Origin of the sequence: Paenibacillus sp. P3E, assembly GCF_001909045.1 — a bacterium.
GTDB lineage: Bacteria > Bacillota > Bacilli > Paenibacillales > Paenibacillaceae > Paenibacillus_AQ > Paenibacillus_AQ helianthi.
This window is the reverse complement of sequence record NZ_LVWH01000176.1, coordinates 38,075-59,956: the sequence shown is the minus strand read 5'-3', so window position 1 is coordinate 59,956 and position 21,882 is coordinate 38,075. Positions and strand designations below refer to the sequence as shown.

The 21,882-nt window shown below is 50.3% G+C and carries 15 protein-coding genes; 14 read left to right on the top strand and 1 reads right to left on the bottom strand.

All coding sequences use genetic code 11. From position 1 onward, the window contains the following. Positions 1-118 precede the first annotated feature (118 nt). Positions 119-2,545, top strand: coding sequence for a glycoside hydrolase family 31 protein (locus A3842_RS18905; RefSeq protein ID WP_074102364.1), 2,427 nt, complete (start codon positions 119-121; stop codon positions 2,543-2,545). A gap of 19 nt (positions 2,546-2,564) precedes the next feature. Here the strand turns inward: A3842_RS18905 and A3842_RS18900 are convergent, their stop codons facing one another. Beyond that, positions 2,565-3,434 (bottom strand): AraC family transcriptional regulator, encoded by an 870-nt coding sequence (locus A3842_RS18900; RefSeq protein ID WP_074102363.1) that lies wholly within the window; start codon positions 3,432-3,434, stop codon positions 2,565-2,567. A 129-nt stretch (positions 3,435-3,563) separates the two neighbouring features. Between A3842_RS18900 and A3842_RS18895 the strand changes: the two genes are divergently transcribed. The 13 genes from A3842_RS18895 (at position 3,564) to A3842_RS18835 (ending at position 21,869) form a co-directional block, all read left to right on the top strand. Next, positions 3,564-4,397, top strand: a complete 834-nt coding sequence (locus A3842_RS18895) for an amidohydrolase family protein (RefSeq protein WP_074102362.1) — start codon at positions 3,564-3,566, stop codon at positions 4,395-4,397. 24 nt (positions 4,398-4,421) lie between these two features. Continuing rightward, the gene (locus tag A3842_RS18890; RefSeq protein WP_074102361.1) at positions 4,422-5,381 is read left to right on the top strand and encodes an aldo/keto reductase; all 960 of its coding nucleotides are present in this window, start codon (positions 4,422-4,424) and stop codon (positions 5,379-5,381) included. Continuing rightward, positions 5,381-6,400 carry a zinc-binding alcohol dehydrogenase family protein gene (locus A3842_RS18885; protein ID WP_074102360.1) on the top strand — a complete coding sequence of 340 codons (1,020 nt, stop codon included), beginning with the start codon at positions 5,381-5,383 and terminating at the stop codon, positions 6,398-6,400. The genes A3842_RS18890 and A3842_RS18885 overlap by 1 nt, the downstream gene beginning before the upstream one ends. 56 nt (positions 6,401-6,456) lie before the next feature. Next, a complete protein-coding gene (locus A3842_RS18880; protein ID WP_074102359.1) occupies positions 6,457-8,703 on the top strand; it encodes a glycoside hydrolase family 95 protein in 2,247 nt (748 codons plus the stop codon). Positions 8,704-9,032: 329 nt separating this feature from the next. After that, positions 9,033-10,724, top strand: a complete 1,692-nt coding sequence (locus A3842_RS18875) for a type 2 periplasmic-binding domain-containing protein (protein ID WP_074102358.1) — start codon at positions 9,033-9,035, stop codon at positions 10,722-10,724. A gap of 99 nt (positions 10,725-10,823) precedes the next feature. Then, positions 10,824-11,810, top strand: coding sequence for an ABC transporter permease (locus A3842_RS18870; RefSeq protein ID WP_074085550.1), 987 nt, complete (start codon positions 10,824-10,826; stop codon positions 11,808-11,810). A 14-nt stretch (positions 11,811-11,824) separates the two neighbouring features. Beyond that, positions 11,825-12,736, top strand: a complete 912-nt coding sequence (locus A3842_RS18865) for a carbohydrate ABC transporter permease (protein ID WP_074085549.1) — start codon at positions 11,825-11,827, stop codon at positions 12,734-12,736. A gap of 126 nt (positions 12,737-12,862) precedes the next feature. Beyond that, positions 12,863-14,395, top strand: coding sequence for a response regulator transcription factor (locus A3842_RS18860; protein ID WP_083609645.1), 1,533 nt, complete (start codon positions 12,863-12,865; stop codon positions 14,393-14,395). Between the two features lie 27 nt (positions 14,396-14,422). Next, positions 14,423-16,231 carry a sensor histidine kinase gene (locus A3842_RS18855; protein ID WP_074102356.1) on the top strand — a complete coding sequence of 603 codons (1,809 nt, stop codon included), beginning with the start codon at positions 14,423-14,425 and terminating at the stop codon, positions 16,229-16,231. Next, entirely contained in the window at positions 16,224-17,744 is a 1,521-nt protein-coding gene (locus A3842_RS18850; RefSeq protein WP_074102355.1) for a response regulator, read from the top strand. The genes A3842_RS18855 and A3842_RS18850 overlap by 8 nt, the downstream gene beginning before the upstream one ends. Positions 17,745-17,839: 95 nt before the next feature. Beyond that, positions 17,840-18,856 (top strand): endo-1,4-beta-xylanase, encoded by a 1,017-nt coding sequence (locus tag A3842_RS18845; RefSeq protein WP_074102354.1) that lies wholly within the window; start codon positions 17,840-17,842, stop codon positions 18,854-18,856. 46 nt (positions 18,857-18,902) lie between these two features. Further along, positions 18,903-20,330: a glycoside hydrolase family 43 protein gene (locus tag A3842_RS18840; RefSeq protein ID WP_074102353.1), complete on the top strand. Its 1,428-nt coding sequence runs from the start codon at positions 18,903-18,905 to the stop codon at positions 20,328-20,330. A gap of 27 nt (positions 20,331-20,357) precedes the next feature. After that, positions 20,358-21,869, top strand: coding sequence for a glycoside hydrolase family 43 protein (locus A3842_RS18835; RefSeq protein ID WP_074102352.1), 1,512 nt, complete (start codon positions 20,358-20,360; stop codon positions 21,867-21,869). Positions 21,870-21,882 lie beyond the last annotated feature (13 nt).

Here is a 21,882-nt window from a genome sequence, read left to right as displayed (position 1 = left end):
ATGCCTCCCCAAATCGCAATATTGTATCAATGATTCGCAAATATATGTTAGATATTCGGTTATCAACAATAATATCATTATACTATAGCAAAATCATGAGGAAGGGTAGGGATAAACTGTGAAACTGAAGCATGTAGATTCCGGTTCGGATGGCGTCAGGTTGGAGACTACAGAAGGAATCATGCATATCTCCTTTTGTACTCCGGGCATTGCCAGAATTCGGTATACCCTGGATTCGGAATTAAGCGGGAAACAGAGTCTTGTAGTAGTGAGCCGCCCAGAGGCGGAGGGCGTTCTCTGGACGGTTGCGGACCATCCCGGCTATCTGGAAATTTCGACTGCTCTCCTCACTATTCGGGTGGACAAATGGACCTGTGCATTCAGTTATTGGGATGCGAATGGGAGATTGTTGACGAGAGAACCATCCAGAGGCGGGAAAACGCTTGAAAGAACGGATGTATACCGTACACTCTTTGATGCTTCTGCGGATAAGGTTGAAACCGATCAGGGGGCGGATGGTCTTCGTGCAAGAGCGGAAGGAAGAAACCTCATGTTCGACAGACAAGCCTATCATACAAAGCTGGAATTCGAATGGCAGGAGGATGAGGCCCTGTATGGACTTGGCTCACATGAAGAGGGAATGATGAATCTTCGGGGCCAGCACCAGTATTTATATCAGCAAAATATGAAAGCGGTTGTTCCAGTCCTTGTGTCCACGCGCGGTTACGGAATTCTGGTAGACTCTAATTCGTACATGACATTTCATGATGATGCATTCGGTTCATATCTCTGGACGGATGTGGATGAGGAGATGGATTATTATGTGATTTACGGCCCGGAGTTCGATCAGATCATTGGCGGAATCCGGCATTTGACGGGGGAAGCGCCGATGCTTCCGAAATGGTCTTTCGGCTATGTGCAATCCAAGGAACGCTACGTTTCCCAGGAGGAATTGATTGCTACAGTTCAAGAATATCGTGACCGCTCGCTTCCCCTGGATTGCATCGTACTGGATTGGCAGTCATGGACGGGCAATTTGTGGGGACAAAAAACATTTGATCCGGAGCGTTTTCCGACCCCCTCCGAAATGATGGATAGCTTACACGCTCTGAACGCGAAGCTAATGGTATCTATATGGCCGATCATGGGGGCCGGCGGCGATAATCACCAGGAAATGAATGAACACGGCTTCCTGCTCGGCAATCAGGCCACATATGATGCTTTCCGGGAAGAAGCGCGGGAGTTGTACTGGAAGCAAGCCAATACCGGACTGTTCTCCCATGGGATTGACGCCTGGTGGTGCGACTGTACCGAGCCATTCGAGGCCGACTGGAAAGGCGAGGTGAAGCCGGAGCCCGAGCAGCGCATGCTGATTAACACGGCAGAATCCAAGCGTTATCTTGATCCGGGGGTTATTAATGCCTATTCGCTGCTGCATTCCAAGGGTATCTATGAAGGCCAGCGTGCTGCGACCGCTGACAAACGGGTCGTGAATCTGACACGTTCGGCTTACGCCGGGCAGCATCGTTACGGCACGATTACTTGGTCGGGAGATATAGCGGCCAACTGGGAAACGCTGAGGAAGCAGATTGCAGACGGCCTTAATTTTTGCGTGACAGGTTCCCCTTACTGGACACTGGATATCGGCGCATTCTTCGTTCATAACCACCAAGATCAATGGTTCTGGAACGGGGATTATGACGAAGGCGTTGCAGATCTGGGGTATCGTGAGCTGTATGTACGGTGGTTCCAACTAGGGGCCTTTCTGCCCATGTTCCGTTCCCATGGAACAGATACGCCAAGAGAGTTGTGGCGATTCGGCGAAGAGGGCGAGCTGATGTACGATACGCTGGTGAAGTATCTGAAGCTCCGCTACAAGCTGATGCCCTATATCTATTCTATGGCAGGGGCCGTCGCACATCGCAAATATACGATGTTTCGTGCGCTGGCTTTCGATTACCGGGAAGATGTGCGGGTCCATGATATTGCTGATCAGTTCATGTTCGGCCCGGCCTTCATGGTTGCGCCAGTCACAACTGCGATGTATTATGGTCCCGGCTCCCGCGAGCTTCAGGGGGTAGGCAAGCAGCGCAGTGTCTACCTGCCGGACGGAGAATGGTACGATTACTGGAGCGATGAACGGATCAAGGGCAGCTTGACGATTGAAGCCAAAGCCGATTTGGATACGCTTCCTCTCTTTGTCCGTGCCGGGTCCATTGTTCCGGTTGGCCCGGATGTTCAATATGCGGATGAACAGCCGGAAGCAATGATTGGCCTGAAGGTATATTCTGGCCTGGATGCTTCATTCACACTGTATGAAGATGAAGGGGACAACTATAATTACGAGAACGGTTCGTACGCCACGATAGAGATGAAGTGGAGTGAAGCGGACCGTACCCTAACGATCGGGAAGCGCAGCGGAAGCTATGCCGGTATGCCGGCGGTCAGACCATTTGCGGTAGAATTCACTGGGAATGCCGGAAGGTGCATCGTTACTTATCATGGTGAACCTATAGCTGTCAGGGAAGTAGATTTGAAGCGGTGAATAAAGAATAAGAAGTGCTTCAGTGTGGCCTGCTGCCTTTCCGGTAAGCGGCGGGAGTCATGCCCGTATATTTTTTAAACGTGCGGTAAAAATGGGGCATGCTCTCAAAGCCGCAGGTCATGGCAATGTGCTCAATTTTGTCCTTGGACTGGAGCAAGCCATCCTTGACCGCAAAAATCCGTTTGGTCGAAATATAATCAGTCGCATTCATGCCCAGCCGCTGCTTGAAGACACGGCTGAAATGGGCCGGAGATACGGCCGCCCGTTTTGCCAGCGCGCTAAGCTCCAGCGGCCCGTTCAGATGGTCATTGATATAGGCAAGCGCTTCGCGAAACCAGTCCGGCACCAACGCGTTAGGGGCGTCCAGCCCGGCGGACTGCGGCAGGCAGTACCGGTTTAAGTGAAGCAGCATGAGATGGAGTTGCAGCGTCATAGCCTGGCCGCCGTCCGGATATTTCTGTTCCCATTCGCCGTGGATGGCATCAATATCGTTTTGCAATATTTTGGCGTGTTCAGGAGACAGATTGTATTTGTACTGCTTGTTCTTCTTGGCTGTATCAAACAGCTTTAGATAGGTGTATATCTCACTGAATGCGTGATTATGAACAAGATCCGGGCTGAAAAAAACGGCGGAGGACGTCACAGGCTCCTCTTTGTCGGGAAATCCCCGGTGCACTGTATTTCCGGGAACGACGATGACATCACCCTGGCGCATCTCGTAAAACGTCTGATCGATAAAAAACGTCCCTTTTCCCCGGTAGACGTAGACGATCTCGTACCAGTGATGCTGATGGTCGGGTAGCTCGCGCTGCTGGCTTTTCGTTTCCTTGTAGTCCAAAAGCAGAGACAACGGCAACTCGTTGTCAAAAACCTTACGGATCGGTTTCATTGCACTGCCTCCTTGTTTGAACTATAGATTCTTACAGTCATTATATCAAAATAAGGTATAAATTTGCTTGTTTAGGCTATTTTTATTCTTTTATCGGATGTTAGAATGAGATGAAAAGGAGGTGGGGTGATGCATATTGATGCTCATCAGCATTTTTGGAAGATAGACAGAAACGATTACGGATGGATTACACCCGAAATTCCGGTGCTTTTCCGGGACTATCTACCCTCCGATCTTGAGCCGCATTTGCAAAAACACGGGATCAGCCACACGATTGTGGTACAGGCTGCGCCTACGGTGGAGGAAACCGAATTCATTCTTGAATTAAGTGAGAAAACCGATTCCATAGCTGGCGTGATTGGTTGGCTGGACCTTGAGAACCCGTCATTCAAAGCGCAATACCGGAGGTTCTGCGAGCATCCGAAATTCACCGGAATTCGCGTGATGATACAGGAGATGGACGATCCCGGCATTCTTTTATCTACCCCTTATGTAGAAGCGCTTTCATACTTTGCAGAAGAGGATCTTCCCGTCGACCTGCTTGTTCTGGCGGATCAGCTTCCGCAGCTTATAGAGCTGCTGGAACGGGTACCCGGACTCAGAGGCGTGATTGACCACTTGGCGAAGCCGCCGATTGCTTCGGGCAGTATAGAACCATGGAGAAGCTATATGGCAGAAATTGCGCAGCATCCTGGTATTTACTGCAAGCTTTCCGGGATGGTGACGGAGGCTGATCCTCAGGGCTGGACGCAAAAGGATTTCACTGCCTATGTTCATGGAGTACTGGATCTGTTTGGACCCGAAAGGCTGATGTTCGGCAGCGATTGGCCCGTGTGTCTCATGGCTGCAACTTATGATGAGGTAATTGAGGGATTGCGGCAGGTTCTCCGGGAGCGGCTGTCGCCGCAAGAGATGGAGCCAATCTTCGGAGCGAATGCTGCAAGATTCTACAAAATAAAATGATAGTAACCATGGAGGTTCAATGCGATGAAATACAGAAAGCTGGGAAACACCGGGCTGGACGTTTCTGTGCTAAGTTACGGGGCGTCTTCGCTTGGAAGCGTATTCCGGGAAGTTCCGAAGGAAGAGGGAATCCGTACGGTTCATACCGCTATCGACATGGGGATTAATCTCATTGATGTATCTCCGTATTACGGGTTGACCAAAGCGGAGACGGTGCTGGGAGAGGCGCTGCAGACGGTTCCGCGGGACCGGTACATGATAAGCACGAAGGCGGGACGTTACGGTCAGGATGAGTTTGATTTCTCCAAGGAAAGGGTAATCCGCAGCGCGGAAGAAAGCATGCGACGGCTGGGAACGGACTATCTGGATATTTTGCTGCTGCATGACATCGAATTCGGTTCAATGGAGCAGGTGATGGAAGAAGGAATTCCGGCTCTGGAGGAATTGAAGCAATCCGGGAAGATCCGCTTCTTCGGCGTGACTGGCCTGCCTTTGAATATCTTCGAAACGGTGTTGTCCCGTACAACGCTGGATGTGATCCTGTCATATTGCCATTATTCCCTGAACGATACCACGCTGCTCCGCCTCCTCCCAATACTGGAGCGGCAGGGAACCGGACTGATCAATGCATCGCCTATTTCCATGGGCCTGCTTAGTAGCCGCCAGGTGCCTGACTGGCATCCGGCGAGCGGGGACATCCAGGCTACTTGTAAACGCGCTGCCGAATATTGCCGGGACAAGGGAGAAGACATTGCGAAGCTGGCAGTCCAGTTCTCGACAGCGAATGAACAGATTCCGACAACATTGGTAAGCACGGCGACACCGGCCAATATCCGCAACAATATTTTGTGGACAGAAGAGCCGATGAACGAACAATTGCTGGAGGAAGTGCTGGAAATTCTAAAGCCGGTTGCTGGGGCAACATGGCCGAGCGGCCGGCCGGAGTGGAACGAAGGACCAGATCAGAACGGGGAGCGATTATAATGAAGGGAATTATCTGCGAGGAAATCGGAAAATTCGTGTATAGGGAGGATCTGCCGGAGCCGCAGCTTCAGGCCGGCGAAGCGATTGTAAGGATTCGCCGAATCGGTATTTGCGGAACTGATCTGCATGCATATCGGGGCAATCAGCCTTATTTCACTTACCCGCGCGTGCTTGGGCATGAGCTGTCTGGAACGATTGAGCAAATCGGCGACAACCCGGAAGGGCTGCGGGTAGGCGATCAGGTCAGTGTCATTCCCTATCTTCATTGCGGCGAATGCCGGGCCTGCCTGAGCGGCAAAACCAACTGCTGTCAGAAAATGAGGGTGTTCGGCGTTCATTTGGACGGAGGAATGCGGGAGCGGGTAGCTCTGCCTGTACAGAATCTATTGAACACGGGAGGGTTGACACTGGATCAGGCGGCGATGCTGGAGCCGCTGGCGATTGGCGCGCATGCAGTACGGCGCTCGGGACTTGGCGCTGGCGATCAAGTGCTGGTGATCGGAGCCGGACCGATTGGGCTTGGAGTGATGGCGATGGCCAGATACGCCGGTGCGAAGGTAATAGGTATGGATGTAAACGACGAACGGTTGGACTTTTGCAGGGAATGGGCGCAGGTTGAGCATACGGTGAGCGCTCTACGGGAGCCGAAGGAGCAGTTGTCCAAGCTTACTGACGGCAACTTCCTGCCTTATGTCATCGATTCTACCGGCAACATCTCTTCCATGGAAGGTGCTTTTGGGCTTGTCGGCCATGGAGGAACGCTAACCTATGTCGGATTGGTGAAAGGCACGATTACCTTCAGTGACCCCGATTTTCATGCCCGCGAAATGACGGTGCAGGGCAGCAGAAATGCCACCCGGGAGGACTTTGAGCGCGTGCTTGATGCTATCCGGGACGGATACATTGATGTCGGCAGCTACATTACCCACCGCAGCGGGTTCAAGGACATGATCGGCCAGTTCGAGGATTGGCTGAGGCCTGAATCTAAGGTAATCAAGGCACTAGTAGAGCTGGACTAAGCACAATACCGATATCGGTAAGTTCATATTATGCGGATTGAAGGAGCGTAACAATCATGACAAGCATGGAACATAAGCAGCAGTTATGGTACAGGCAACCGGCGCTGGAATGGAATGAGGCCTTGCCGATTGGAAACGGGCGGCTCGGTGCCATGATTTTTGGCGGTACAGCCGAGGAGAAGCTGCAGCTCAATGAGGATTCTGTATGGTACGGCGGTCCGAGAGACCGCAACAACGAAGATGCCCTGCCTCATTTGCCCGAAGTTCGCAGGCTGATTCTGGAGGGAAGGCTGCGGGAGGCTGAAGAATTGGCTGCCATGTCGATGGCAGGTCTTCCCGAAGCGCAGCGGCATTATTTGCCGCTGGGAGAGCTGCTGCTGTCATTCGGCAGGCATGGACAGCCTGCCGAAGACTACAGAAGAGAGCTTGATTTGGAGAACGGCATATCCCGGATCAGTTACCGGATCGGTGAGGCTAGGTATACCCGTGAGATGTTTGCCAGCTACCCGGACCAGGTGATTGCCATCCGAATTACTACCGACTGTAAGGACGGAATTTCCTTAAAGGCGAGGTTTAACCGCCACGACTGGAGATATCTGGAGAAAATAGAGAAATGGCAGAACAGCGGACTCGCGATGCGCGGAGATTGCGGCGGTGAGGGAGGCAGCTCCTTTGCTGCTGCCTTGAAGGCAGTCACAGAAGACGGTATCTGCCGGACCATTGGTGAGTATTTGCTTGTGGAGGGGGCAAGCTCGGTCACGCTGCTGCTTGCCGCAGGAACCACGTTCCGCTATCCCGATCCTGAGCTCTACGCCAAGAGACGGCTGGACGAGCTGATCCTGGTTCCTTATGAAGAGCTGAAGGCACGGCATATCGGAGATTACCGCGGACTGTATGGAAGGGTTGCACTGACGCTGCCGGAGAACCCGCATCAGAACGTACTGCCGACTGACGAGCGGCTGAAGCGGTTTCAGAAGGGAGAAGAGGATAAGGGTCTGATAGCGACCTATTTCCAGTACGGCCGTTATTTGCTTATTTCCTCCAGCCGTCAAGGCTCTTTGCCCGCGAATTTGCAGGGAATCTGGAATGACAGCTTCACTCCGGCCTGGGACAGCAAATTCACGATCAATATCAATGCGCAAATGAATTATTGGCCTGCGGAGATCTGCAATCTGGCTGAATGTCATGAGCCGCTGTTTGATCTGATTGAGCGGATGCGGGAGCCAGGGAGGGTCACGGCCAGGGTCATGTACGGCTGCCAAGGGTTCACGGCGCATCACAATACGGATATCTGGGCAGACACAGCTCCGCAGGATACCTACCTTCCCGCTTCGTTCTGGCCGCTTGGTGCCGCGTGGCTGTGCCTGCATCTGTGGGAGCATTACAGCTTCAGCCAGGATCGTTATTTTCTGGTGCAGGCGTATGAGACGATGAAGGAGGCAGCCCAATTCCTGCTCGATTATTTGATGGAGGACGCCGAAGGCCGGCTGATTACCTGCCCGTCAGTATCCCCTGAGAATACCTATAAGCTGCCTAGCGGTGAGTCAGGAGTACTCTGTGCCGGGGCGTCGATGGATTTTCAGATTATAGATGCACTGTTTGGGGCCTGTATCCGAAGTGCGGAGATTATCGGCAGGGACGAAGCGTTCCGCGAGGAACTCGCCGCTGCTCTGGAGCGTCTGCCCAAACCGCAAATCGGGAAATACGGCCAGATTCAGGAGTGGATGGAGGATTATGAAGAGGTCGAACCGGGGCATCGCCACATCTCCCATCTGTTTGCATTATATCCCGGGGATACCTTCACCGTGGAGCATACGCCAGAGCTAGCCGAGGCCGCCCGGACGACGCTGGAGCGCAGGCTGGCCAGCGGCGGCGGCCACACCGGCTGGAGCCGGGCCTGGATCATCAACTTCTGGGCCAGACTGCAGGACGGGGGCAAAGCCTATGCGAACCTGCGCGCTCTGTTGGAGCATTCCACGCTGCCGAATCTGTTCGATAACCATCCGCCGTTCCAGATTGACGGCAATTTTGGAGGAGCGGCGGGGATAGCCGAGATGCTGCTGCAAAGCCATACCGGGAAAATCAAGCTGCTGCCGGCATTACCGCTAAGCTGGAGCGAAGGGAGCGTCAAGGGCCTGCGGGCGAGAGGCGGTTATACCCTCGATTTTACCTGGACGGAGGGCCTTATTACGGAAACTGTTGTGACTTGCACGGTATCCGGCCCTTGCTGCCTGGAAGCCCCCGGTTTGGACTGCATTTCGTTCACCGGAGAAGCTGGAAGCTCCTATACATTCACCCGGTAAGTAAACAAGCCAATCACCCGTGGGGTGATTCTATCTGTATAATAGTACTGTGCTGGCAGGGGTTGGCGTATTAACGCCAGCCCTATTCTGCTTGGAAGGGGCTTCACCTAAGAAAAATTATTTTTTGTAATTCAGCAGGGACAAGCCGTGTATTTTAGCAAGACTAAGGTGCATACCAATAGCAAGCGTTTTCATTTTATCGTATTTTTAGGGGGGAAGAACTATAGTTTATGAATTGGAAGCGCATTCTTGAAAGGTATAATTAAGTTGTCACCAGGTGATTGACAGTAAACAAAAAGCAACTAGCCAAAAAGGGGAGGCATAACAAAATGCATAAAACGGCAAAACGTTCCGCCCGGGCATTAGCAGCTGGTACATTCGCGCTTGCGCTGGCACTGACAGGCTGCAGCTCGAACAACGCGAACAACAGCGCGGCCAATGTTAACAGCAACACGGCCAAGGGGGAAACAACAGCAAGCCCAGCGGCAAATGGAGACGACAATGCTCCGGCAACATTCTCGGTATTTTTGGCCAGTCCCGGGCAGACGCCTACGGAGGACAACAAGATTCTCAAACTGATTAAAGAAAAAACCGGCGTCAGCTTCAAAACGGAGCTTCTGGTGGGCGACCTGCAGCAGAAGCTGGGGGTTATGATTGCCGGAGGAGACTACCCGGACATTATGTCGGGCGATGACAAATTACTCAATGCCAAGGCGTACATTCCGCTTGAAGATTTGATTGAGAAGTACGCTCCCAACCTGAAAAAGCATTATGCCGCGGTCTGGAATCAGATCAAGGATGAGACCGACGGACATATTTACGTTTTGCCAAGCTATGGTGTATATCAAGGTAAAATTACCGAACCGACTTACCAGGGACCAGGCTTCTGGCTTCAAAAGTCTGTGCTTGAGGAGATGGGATATCCGACTCCCAAGACTCTGGATGAGTACTTCGATATCATTGCCAAATATAAAGAAAAGCACCCGGATATGATCGGATTTGAATCGCTCAACTTCGACTGGCGTGTATTCCCGCTTCAGAACGCTCCTGAGCACTTGGCGGGCCATCCGAATGACGGGGGCGTTATTGTAGACAACAACAAAGCGCAGATTTTTGCCGATAAGGACATTTCCAAGACCTATTATAAGAAGCTTAATGAAATTAACGCTCAAGGTTTGATGGATAAAGAAGCTTTCGTACAAAACTACGACCAGTACCTGGCCAAAATCGCAAGCGGCAAGGTCATCGGTATGTTTGACCAGCACTGGAACTTCCAGGATGGAGAAACCTCTTTGATCTCTCAAGGCAAAAGAGAAAATACGTATATCGGCTTCCCTCTGCTCTATCCGGGCGCTGAGGAATGGTATCGTGACCGCGGAGCGGTCGGCACCAACCGCGGATTAGGTATTTCGATCAATGCCAAGGACCCTGTCCGGATTATCAAATTCTTGGATCAGATGATTACAGAAGATTGGCAGAAAACTCTCCAATGGGGAATCAAAGGCGAAGACTATGAAGTGAAGGAAGACGGCACGTTCTACCGGACGCCGGAAGAGCGGACGAACGCAGATCAAACAAGCTGGCAGTTGGCTAACAAAATCACGACTATGTTTGGTTATATGCCGAAAATTCAAGGTACCTACAGCGACGGGAATGCAGCTGATGCCGGAACTCAGCCGCAGGAATTCTTCGACAGTCTGAAACCTTCTGATCAGAAAATCCTGAAGGCGTATAACAAGAAAACATGGTCCGAATTCTTCAAGGAACCAAAAGAAAATAATATCTACTTCCCTGCTTACTCCATCGTTCTTAAGGACGGTTCGGCAGCCAAGCTTGCTCAGTCCAAACTGAATGACCTTCAAATTAAATATTTGCCGAAGGCTATTATGGCCAGTCCGGCTGAATTTGATGGGGTCTGGCAAGATTATGTCGACCACATTCATAAGCTGGATATCAAGGCTTATGAAGACCGCATAAATGAAGGAATCCAGTCGCGTATTAAAAACTGGAGTGTGAAGTAGTCGATTTCAAGACAAAGAATAGAGCGGGAAATCGTATTTCCCGCTCTTCATTAATCCGGATAGTATGGAGAGAATGATCTTACAGGAGGGGAACACTACATGTCTGATACCGTACTGGACAAACCGGTCAAAACCCAGAAGACCAGACAACGCAGAGTCGATCCGGAAATCGGTGTGAGTCTTAGCTGGAAGACGCTAAAAACGCAGAAGCAGCTTATTTTCATGTCAGTACCGATTGCCATCTATTTAATTATCTTTAACTATGCTCCCATTTGGGGCTGGGTAATGGCCTTTCAGAACTACCGCCCGGCGCTATCCTTCGGCAAGCAAGAGTGGGTAGGCTTGCAGCAGTTCAACTTTCTATTTTCAGATGAGACCTTTATGATGGTGCTGCGCAACACGGTCGCCATGAGCTTTATTAACCTTGTGCTTGGCACTGTTACGGCAATCGGCTTGGCTTTGCTGCTAAATGAGATCAAAGTCAAGTTTTTCAAGCGTATCATTCAGTCTATTTCGTATTTGCCGCACTTCTTGTCCTGGGTTATCGCAGCGGGCATCGTTGCCACTTCGCTGTCGATTGATGACGGAATTGTCAATATCATCTTAATGAAGCTTCACTTCATTAAAGAACCGATTATGTGGCTCAGTGAAGGAAAATATTTCTGGGGCATTGTCGGGGCTTCGAACGTGTGGAAAGAGGTGGGCTGGGGTACCATCATTTATCTGGCAGCCATTACCTCGATCGATCCTTCTCTGTATGAGGCAGCGTCCATAGACGGCGCCAAGCGTTTTCAGAAGATGCGCTATGTCACTCTTCCTGGGATTAAAGCCACATTCGTTATCTTGCTCATTATGAACATCGGACATATTCTGGATGCCGGCTTTGAACTCCAATATTTGCTTGGTAACGGGCTTACTGTGGACTGGTCGCAAACCATTGATATCTTTGTAGTGAAGTATGGTATCTCTATGGGGAATTATTCTCTGGCTACGGCGGCAGGGATCTTCAAAACCATCGTCAGTGTCATTCTCGTATTCATCGCAAATTATATCGCAAAACGCCTCGGCGAAGAGCGATTAGTATAGAGGAGGAAGCCCATATGAAAGCTGTGACGAAAAGTTCAGGACGCATTGAGCCGATTGTCTTTCATACAATCAACACGATATTTATGCTCTTTGTGGTTGCCATCACGCTCTATCCATTCCTCCACACGCTGGCGGTTTCTTTAAATGACGGCAGTGACACTCTTGCCGGGGGAGTATATTTCTGGCCCCGTGCCTGGACCTTAGAGAACTACAGAGCCGTCTTTATCACAGGGACGATCTATCATGCCGCTTTTATCTCCGTGTCCCGCACGCTGCTCTCGACAGTATTAGGCGTTTTTCTGACTACGATGCTAGCGTATACACTGGCGCAGAAGCAATACATTTTCCGTAAAAAAATAAGTATGCTGTTCATCCTGACCATGTATTTCAATGCCGGACTGATTCCGAATTACTTCCTTATTAAAGAGTTAGGCCTACTTCATAGCTTTATGGTCTATATTCTTCCAAGCATGGTCAGCGCGTTCAACCTGATTATCCTCCGGACGTATATCCGGTCCCTTCCAGGCAGCCTCACAGAGTCGGCGAAAATCGACGGGGCGGGAGAATTCAGAATCTTCTGGAAAATCATCTTCCCGCTGTGTACTCCCGTGCTGGCAACCGTAGCTTTATTCATCGCCGTAGGCGCATGGAACTCATGGTTTGACACGTTCCTGTACGCATCATCGGATATCAAACTGAGTACACTGCAATATGAAATGATGAAGCTGCTCGGTTCCACCATGAGCACGAACAACGATCCTTCTGCGCTGGCAGGCAATCAGCACAATCAGATGCAGGCCCTGGTGACACCGGCTTCCATCCGTGCAGCCATCACAATTGTTACGGCAGTGCCGATTTTGTTCGTTTACCCTTTTTTGCAGAAGTACTTCGTGGTAGGATTAAATTTGGGTAGTGTTAAAGAATAAATGGATAATAATTATTTAAATGGTTAATATAAGGGATTATACCGTTTCGGCAGCAGCCGAAGCGGTTTCTCCTGTTCCACAAGGCTTAGCTTTCTGTAATCAAAAAAATTAGAAATAAAGAGGGTGATGCCAATGCTTAAGGTGCTGTTTGTCGACGATGAGCCGCTGATGCTTGAAGGATTGCGACTACTGGTCGACTGGGAGGAACTGGACTTTGAAGTGTGCGGCGAGGCCCTGGATGGCGAAGATGCGCTGCAGCTTATTCATAGCACACGGCCTGATTTGGTCATAACCGATGTACGTATGCCTGTGATCGATGGCCTTGAACTCATTAAGATATTTGCTGAAAGCGATTTCCAACCGAAGTTCATCATCTTTAGCGGGTATGCTGACTTTGAGTATGCCAAGGAAGCCCTAAGATACGGTGTGTCCAATTATTTGACCAAACCCTTGGATGAAATAGAATTGACAGAGGCACTGCAGACTGTAGCCGAACAAATACGCACGGAGCGTAAGCTTGCTTCACGACAGGAATTGGTTTCCGCCTTTATACAGGCGGAAACCATATCCCGTCTTCTCATGCGGGAGAACACTGCAGAAGAAGCGGAAGAGGCATTTAAGGCGCTGGATATACACCCCGGCTCCCGGATATGCTGTGTATTGGCCCAGGGGGTTTCGCTCGACAGCTCACAGTTGCGAAGACAAGTCTATTCCATGAGCCTCAAGGAAACGTTCCGCAATATAATCGCGTACCCTTTTTTGGCTGGAAGCCATAAACATGGCTATTTGCTGGTTTCTCCGCCGGAAGGCCCGGAGCTTGACCCGGTGATGCTGGCAAGCTGGATCAATGAAATGCGGACTGAGTATAGCGGTCTGGTTCTTTTCTCGGCAAGCCTTGAGCATCGCGGTACCGCATTTCTGAATGCTGCGTATCATGAAGCGCTCGCAGCTGAACTATACCGACCGGATTTGAACACCCGCGAAATTGGTTTCTTCCAGGAGCAGGACAAGGATCAAATGGCGCTGCTTCCGGCGGGGCTGAAGAAATCGCTGCTCCAATCGGTTACCGAAGGGCAGCTTGACCCATTAAGCTCCCAACTGAGCGATGTCTTTAAAATTTTCTCGGCGGATAGTACTTCAAGTGCATGGATCGATGCCTTCTTGAGCAACATCAAAGCTGAACTGCTCCGTGAAATCGATGTAAGGGGAGGAGACTCGGCAAGTTGGGCGGATAAATGGTTTCCACCCCGGGTAACCGCTTGCTGTTTGCCGCTGCTTGAGCAGCAGACGAAGGAGGATCTGTACGAGGTTGCCGAATGGTTCGCCTCAGTGGACAACCATCAGGAGGACCTGCTCGTTACAGCGGCGATCGACTATGTCCGGGAGCACTATCAGAAGAAGCTGAAGCTGCAGGATATTGCGAAGCATTTACATGTGAATTCTGCCTATCTGGGACAACGAATCAAGAAACGTTATGGCATCTCTTTTAACGAATTTCTTCATGAATACCGAATTGAAAAAGCCAAGAAACTGCTGCGCCGGACGGATATGTGCATTTCGGATATCTCGGAGCGTGTGGGATATTCGGATGCGGATTTGTTCGCTGCCAAGTTTAAATCGCTGAATGGTGTCTCACCTTCGGTGTACAAGAAGGGCTAATTCAAGGGAGAGGAGGAGGGGAGCAGCATGAAGGGCAAAAGGAAACCATCAGCCATCGTCAATGATATCCCGCTCAAATACAAATTTCTGTTTATCTATTTGCTATGCGTTCTTGTCCCTATACTCAGTATTAACGCCCTCTTCTATGTCCAGATCAGCCGTAATGTGGATGCCCGTGAAAGAGAGAACCTTGAGATTTCCGTAGACCGGGTGGTCTATGATTTTATGCAAATTGTGAATGAATGTGTGGCGATAAGCAACACGGTTGCAGCAGACCGTGCCTACAATGAAATCATGGATTATACCTATCCCGATAACGAGGCTTATTATGATGCCTACAACAGTGTTCTGAGGGATAAGATGTGGCAATATAACAACCTGCATTCCTATATTTATTGGATGGGCGTCTATACTACCAATCCGACGATTCAGAACGGCGGCAGTTACTTTATTCTGTCAGACAACGATAAGAAGAGTGAATGGTACCGTAAAATAACCAGTGGCTCGGACAAGGTGCTATTAACCTCTTATCAGGGGACTAACCCGCTCAATCCGCCTCAGCAGGAAGTGTTTGTCAGCCTTATCCGCAAGTTGGATAACTTTACCGGACAGCCCTACCGTAAGTATCTGCGAATCGATCTGAGGTTGAACAATGTGCAAGAGCTGTTCAAGAAGGAACACGACTATTTGCAGTTCAAGCTCCTGGATGAGAAGAACCGTGTGGTGCTGGAATCGGATCATTCCTATTATTCCATGGATAAAAACGTTTTATTAAACATGGATACGGATGACAGTCAATCGTCCAAGCAGATTGTCCGTACTTTGGGCAATGCGGGATATACGAAAGGCTGGAGGCTGATCGGAACTCCGGAAGGCAGAGTGGTCAATCATGAGATGAGCCGTGCGCTACGGCTATCGCTGATTTTTGCTGTGCTGACCGTAATTATTCCAACTCTGCTGATCATTGTGATTATACGATCCTATAATCTGAGGGTGAGATTGCTCTACAGACATATGAAGCTTGTCAAATATGAACAGTTCGAGAGCATTGATATGTATGAGGGAAAGGACGAAATCGGCGGTCTCATCCGCAGCTTCAATCTGATGACGGAGAAAATCCGCAATCTGATTAATGATGTGTACAAGCTGGAAATTCAGAAAAAGGACCTCGAGCTGGAGCAGGTAAGAGCTGAGTTGAACTATCTGGAAAGTCAGGTGGACCCGCATTTCCTTTTTAATACGCTGAACGCCATACTGGTCATTTGTAAGAAATACAAGTATGAAGAGGTCACCGATGTGATCCGGAATCTGGCCCTTATTATGCGCAGGCTGCTGAGCTGGAAGGACGATCTGATTACCGTCGGGGAAGAAATATCTTTTATTGAAATGTATCTGCAGATTGAAAAATTCCGCTTTCAGAGCCGGTTCACGTACGACATTGATATCGACTCTTCTGTACTGAATTGCCGGATTCCCAAAATGAGCGTCCAGGCACTGGTGGAGAATTCCTGCAAGCATGGTCTGCAATCGGTCAAAGGTGCAAGGAAGATTCACGTGTCTGCTTCCATGAACGACGCATCTTTAATCATTGTTGTGACTGACAACGGAAAGGGAATCGGCAACGAGAAGCTGGAATGGATCAAGTCCCACCTGCAATCAGACCAGGACTCCGGACAAAATGTCGGGCTCCGAAATGTCTATAGACGCCTGATGATGTATTATGACAGCCGCGCCGGCTTTACCATTGAGAGTACCGAGTATGAACAGACGTCGATCACAATTCAAATCCCCATAGACTTGGCATTAGACCCAAAAGTGGAGGAATCCCATGTTTAAAGTGGTTTTAGCGGATGATGAAACGATTGCATTAGAGGGATTAAGAACGTTGACCGATTGGGAGGAGCTGGGCTTTGAAATCTGCGGCGCATGTGAGAACGGGGAAGAAGCGTTAAGCATGGTGGAGGAGTGTTCGCCAGATCTTGTGATTACAGATATCCGCATGCCCGGCATCGATGGATTAGAGCTAATCAAGCAAGTACGCGATTTGGACATAGAGCAGCCCATTTTTATCGTCCTCAGCGGTTACGGCGAGTTCGAATACGCACGGACAGCACTCCGTTATGGGGTAAGACACTATTTGCTGAAGCCTGTCATTGATGCGGAATGGGAGAAGGCGCTTGCTGACATTACGGATGAGCTGGAAATGCGTGCCAAGCACAAGATGCAGCAGGACATGCTGGCGAGCCGGCTTCTTCCCGTTGCGATCGCCCGTATGCTCGAAGGGCAGTGGACGGAGCCGGAAGAGGAGATTGCCGAACTCATGGATCGTCTGGACGAGGCGGTTTCGGGTTGGACTTATATACATGTGAATGGCCCCAAATGCAATATCACGGAAATCTGCCGGAAGTTCGCTGGGGTGGTGGGTGCCTTGTTCATTGATTTGCCCGGCGATCAGGCGGGGCTTGTTGTGGAGAGCTCGGCGCGGGCAGCGGAGCTGGCTAGGCGGGTATATACCGAATTGTCTAGGAACAGTGTAAAGGGATATGTGAGCATCGGGCCGAATGTGCAGTCACTACGGGAGCTGCCCGTAGCCTATATGCTGGCCGCTGGGGCTGCCGCCCGCCATCTTTTCTATTCGGAAGCCAGCGGCCCCATTGATGCAACCATGGATGCCCGGAGCCAGCTTAGCTATCGTCTGCCTTCCGCAGATCTGACAGAGGAACTGATGGGCGCAGTTGAACGATTGCAGGAGCAGAAGGCTTGGGACCAATTGAAGGAAATGTTCAGTATGTTTGAACGGAATAGAACTGCGCCTGAGGTTGTACAGATGACCAGCATCGATATCATGCTGAAAAGTATGGAGCTGGTGAAGGAGTTCGGCGGGAAGGCTGAGCAATGGAGTGATTCTTTTGAGTTTTTTAGAACCAAGCCCAAGTCGCTCGCAGTGCTGGAAGACATCCTTAGGCAATTGTTGAATTCATGTATGGAATATATCAAGCAGCATAAGGAACGCGGATCCGAACATCCGCTGATACAGGTGGAATACTTTTTGAAGGACAATTATTCCAAACCTTTGACTGTAAAAGAGATAGCAGAGCACTTTTATATCAATCCGGTTTACCTGGGCCAGGCGTTTATTAAAAAGAATAATATCAGCATCCTTGAATATATTCACAATTTGCGCATTGAACAAGCCAAGAAGCGGTTAATTGAAACGGGCGAGACCGTCAGGAAGATTGCAGAGAATGTGGGTTATGTTCACTACCATCATTTTTTAAGAGAGTTTGAAAAGCGGACCGCACTGAAACCAGTCGCTTACCGCAACGAGGCTGAAGCTAAAAAAGGATGAGTATGCTTCTTTAATTTGGTAATGGTAAACGCATACAAAAGCGATATTATAGACTTAACTGTCTGTTCTACATTCTAATTAGGAGGTTATACAAGATGACACAGGCAAATAGCGGGTTACCCGCATTGCATGAAGTGTTCCGGGACGCCTTCAAAATGGGCGCTGCGGTCAGCATGGATGTTTTATCTGCTCAAGCGCCTTTCATTGCTAAGCATTTCAACAGCATTACAGCTGAAAATGTGATGAAGCCTGAGGAAGTCCAGCCGCAAGAAGGGATCTTTACCTTTGATGCAGCCGACCGTATTTTTGAGTTCGCTAAGGCCCATCAAATCGCAGTCCGGGGCCATACACTTCTCTGGCATAACCAGACAGGAGATTGGATGTTCCGCAATTCAGAGGGGGAGCCGTGCACCAGAGAGCAGCTGCTCGGCCGTCTGCAAACCCATATCAACGCTGTTGTGGGCCGGTACCGCGGGCAGGCTTATGCCTGGGATGTAGTTAATGAAGCCATTGAGGATAAGTCGGACCAATACTTGAGGGATACGAAATGGCTCGAAATCCTCGGAGAGGACTATCTCCGTGAGGCTTTTGAAATGGCCCATCAGGCAGACCCGGGCGCCTTGTTGTTCTACAACGACTATAATGAGACCGATCCTGTCAAACGCGACAAGATCTTCAAGCTGGTCCGCAGTTTGCTCGACCAGAATACACCTATTCACGGGATAGGTATGCAGGCACACTGGAACATCTATGGCCCAACCATTGACGAAATCCGCAGTGCGATTGAATTATATGCTTCTCTTGGCCTTAGAATCCACATTACCGAGCTTGATCTCTCCATGTTCCGGTTCGAAGATCAACGGGCTGATTTGAAAGCGCCAACAGTTGCGATGCTGAAGCTTCAGGAAGAACGTTATGCGGAGATTTTTGCCGTTCTGCTGGAATACAGAAAGGTCATTGATTCCGTTACGTTCTGGGGTGTAGCGGATGATTATACCTGGCTGGATGGTTTCCCGGTTCGCGGGCGTAAAAACTGGCCATTTCTGTTTGACGTACACCAGCAGCCCAAAGCTTCGTTCGGACGGCTTGCCGATCTGGCTGCTTCGATATGATAATACTTGATGAAGTTCGGGAAATTCAAAAAATGGAGGACATAGAATGGTATTTCAATTGAATCAAGCCATAGGAAAGGTTCCGCCTAACGGGAATCCGGTGGTTGCGAACCGATATGGGGCCGATCCGTATGCCCTGGTATTTGGAGACCGGGTCTATTTGTACATGACCCATGATGCACTGGAGTATGACGGGAACGGTACGATCAAAGAAAATACTTATAGCAGTATCCGTAAGATTGCGGTAATCTCCTCCAGTGATCTAGTCAATTGGACTGATCACGGCGAAATTGCAGTAGCAGGGCCGGACGGAGCGGCCAAGTGGGCTACCCAGTCCTGGGCGCCTGCAGCAGTCCATAAGGTAATCGGAGGCAAGGATAAATTCTTCCTGTACTTCGCCAACAATGCCAGCGGTATCGGTGTTCTGACAAGTGACAGTCCGGTGGGACCATGGGTTGACCCTATTGGTGAGGCGCATATTTTGCGGTCCACTCCTGGAGTTGAAGAGGTTACCTGGCTGTTCGACCCGGCAGTACTGGTTGATGATGACGGCCAGGGCTACATCTATTTCGGAGGCGGAGTCCCGGAAGGACAGTTCACCGAGCCTGGCACAGCACGGGTTATGATGCTGGGGGAGGATATGACCAGCGTAGCAGGTACTGCTGAGGTTATTCCCGCACCATTCATGTTCGAGGATGCCGGGATACATAAGCGGAACGGAGTCTACTACTATACCTACTGTTCGAATTTCTATGACGGGGAACGTCCGGAAGGCAGTCCTCCTGCGGGTGAGATTGCCTATATGACGAGTGACAACCCAATGGGTCCCTGGACATACCGTGAGACGATATTAAAGAACCCGGGGCATTTTTTCGGAGTGTCAGGTAATAACCATCATGCGATATTCCAATTTCATGATGAATGGTACATCGCCTATCACGCGCAAACCTTGTCCAAAGCACAGGGCATTGCGAACGGCTACCGTTCAACGCATCTGGGCCGCCTTTTCCATAATGGGGATGGTTCCATTCAGCATGTGGAAGCAGACTATAAAGGTGTACAGCAAATCAAGTCTTTGAGTCCGTATCAACGTGTCCAGGCGGTGACGATAGGATGGAGTGCGGGCGTAATGACGGAATTCGAGGCGGCAGTGGGAGACCGGATTGTAACGGATATTGGCAATGGCGACTGGATCGGATTATCCGGGGTCGATTTCGGAAGAAAAGGTGCCGGAGCATTCAGTGCTTCTGTCATATGCCTAGAGGGCGGCGGTACGATTGAGCTGCATCTGGATGAACCGGCAGGTCTATTCATTGGCGAACTGCCTGTTCCCGCTGCGGATGGGCCGGAGAATCAGATAGAGTTAAAGGCGGAGGTTAACGGAGCGGAAGGAATCCACGATCTGTATCTGGTGTTCACCGGAAAAACTGGGGTTCCATTATATAAGCTTGTGTCATGGCAGTTCGTGGAGTAGAGGAGTTCATACAGGGAGGGCTGTACAGTGAATACCGCTATCATAACCAATCCTATCATGTGGGCAGATGTTCCCGATGTTGACGTCATCCGGGTTGGTTCAATATTCTATATGGTCAGCACGAGTATGCATTCCATGCCGGGCTGTCCGATTATGAAATCAGTTAACCTAGTGAATTGGGAAATTGTAAATTATGTATTTGATACCTTTGAGGATAACGATGCCCACCGGCTGCTGGACGGGAAAGATATTTACGGAAAAGGCTCCTGGGCGGCATCGCTCCGTCACAAAGACGGGGTATTCTATGTTTGTTTCTCATCCAATGACATGGACCAGTTCTATATCTACCGCACGGAGGATATTGAACATGGAATATGGGAGCGTTCGGTGATACCGGGGCTTCACCATGACCCGGGCCTGCTGCTGGATGACGATAGCCGCAATTATGTGATCTATGGTAATGGGGATATCCGGATTAAGGAGCTGACAGAAGATCTTACGGCTGTAAAGCCGGGGGGAACCGATCAATTGCTGCTCGAAGGCGACCGGACTGACATCGGTCTGCGGATTGAAGGCTGTCATGCGTACAAGTTGAACGGTTATTACTATTTGTTCTTTATTGAATGGCCGAGAACCGGAAATATGCGCAGACGTCAAATATGCTACCGTTCACGGGAACTTCTGGGTCCCTATGAACGGGAAATTATTCTGGATGATGACCTCGGCTACCATAATAATGGTGTGGCTCAAGGCGGTATTGTTGATACCCCGGATCATGATTGGTATGCTGTGCTGTTCCAGGATCATGATGCTGTCGGGCGGATTCCCTGCGTGCTTCCTGTGAGCTGGGAGAACGATTGGCCGATCATCAGGAATAATGGCTCAGTACCTCAAGGTATTGAGACAAAGCTTCCTGTGGCGGAACCGAAGCCTCTGGTCATCAGCGATGAGTTCGATAATGAGAGCAACCGGCTGGCCCTGAACTGGCAGTGGAACCATAATCCTGACCATGGGCTGTGGTCTGTGACAGAGCGGCCGGGCTATCTGCGGCTCCGCACCGGTCCATTCACAGACAGCATCCTGTTTGCCCGCAATACGCTGACGCAACGTACGGAAGGTCCGGCCTGCAGCGCGGAGACTGTACTGGAGATCTCGGGAATGAAGCCCGGTGACCGGGCAGGAATGGTAGCGCTGCAGAACGGGTTTGGCACGGTTAGGATCGCAGCCGGGGAGCGAGGACAGTTCAGCATCGATATGTGTGTTAACGGCGGCGACGGCTCCGAGGAGGCGGTGGAGAGTATCGTGTTCACCGGCGAACGGGTGTATCTCAGAATTGACTTCAATTTTGAGGATAGCCTCGACCAGGCACAGTTCTTCTATTCGGAAGACGGGACAGTGTGGAAGCCAATCGGCCGGACGCTGCATATGAAATTCACGCTGGATCATTTTATGGGGTATAGAATTGGACTCTTCCATTACGCGACCCATCAGTCCGGCGGGTATACCGATTTCGATTATTTCCATTTTATTAAGCCTTAAAGATTGAAAAGGA

Coding starts and splice junctions, on each gene's coding strand:
- A3842_RS18900 (WP_074102363.1), bottom strand. CDS start 3,434: ATGAAACCGATCCGTAAGGTTTTTGACAACGAGTTGCCGTTGTCTCTG.
- A3842_RS18895 (WP_074102362.1), top strand. CDS start 3,564: ATGCATATTGATGCTCATCAGCATTTTTGGAAGATAGACAGAAACGAT.
- A3842_RS18890 (WP_074102361.1), top strand. CDS start 4,422: ATGAAATACAGAAAGCTGGGAAACACCGGGCTGGACGTTTCTGTGCTA.
- A3842_RS18885 (WP_074102360.1), top strand. CDS start 5,381: ATGAAGGGAATTATCTGCGAGGAAATCGGAAAATTCGTGTATAGGGAG.
- A3842_RS18880 (WP_074102359.1), top strand. CDS start 6,457: ATGACAAGCATGGAACATAAGCAGCAGTTATGGTACAGGCAACCGGCG.
- A3842_RS18875 (WP_074102358.1), top strand. CDS start 9,033: ATGCATAAAACGGCAAAACGTTCCGCCCGGGCATTAGCAGCTGGTACA.
- A3842_RS18870 (WP_074085550.1), top strand. CDS start 10,824: ATGTCTGATACCGTACTGGACAAACCGGTCAAAACCCAGAAGACCAGA.
- A3842_RS18865 (WP_074085549.1), top strand. CDS start 11,825: ATGAAAGCTGTGACGAAAAGTTCAGGACGCATTGAGCCGATTGTCTTT.
- A3842_RS18860 (WP_083609645.1), top strand. CDS start 12,863: ATGCCAATGCTTAAGGTGCTGTTTGTCGACGATGAGCCGCTGATGCTT.
- A3842_RS18855 (WP_074102356.1), top strand. CDS start 14,423: ATGAAGGGCAAAAGGAAACCATCAGCCATCGTCAATGATATCCCGCTC.
- A3842_RS18850 (WP_074102355.1), top strand. CDS start 16,224: ATGTTTAAAGTGGTTTTAGCGGATGATGAAACGATTGCATTAGAGGGA.
- A3842_RS18845 (WP_074102354.1), top strand. CDS start 17,840: ATGACACAGGCAAATAGCGGGTTACCCGCATTGCATGAAGTGTTCCGG.
- A3842_RS18840 (WP_074102353.1), top strand. CDS start 18,903: ATGGTATTTCAATTGAATCAAGCCATAGGAAAGGTTCCGCCTAACGGG.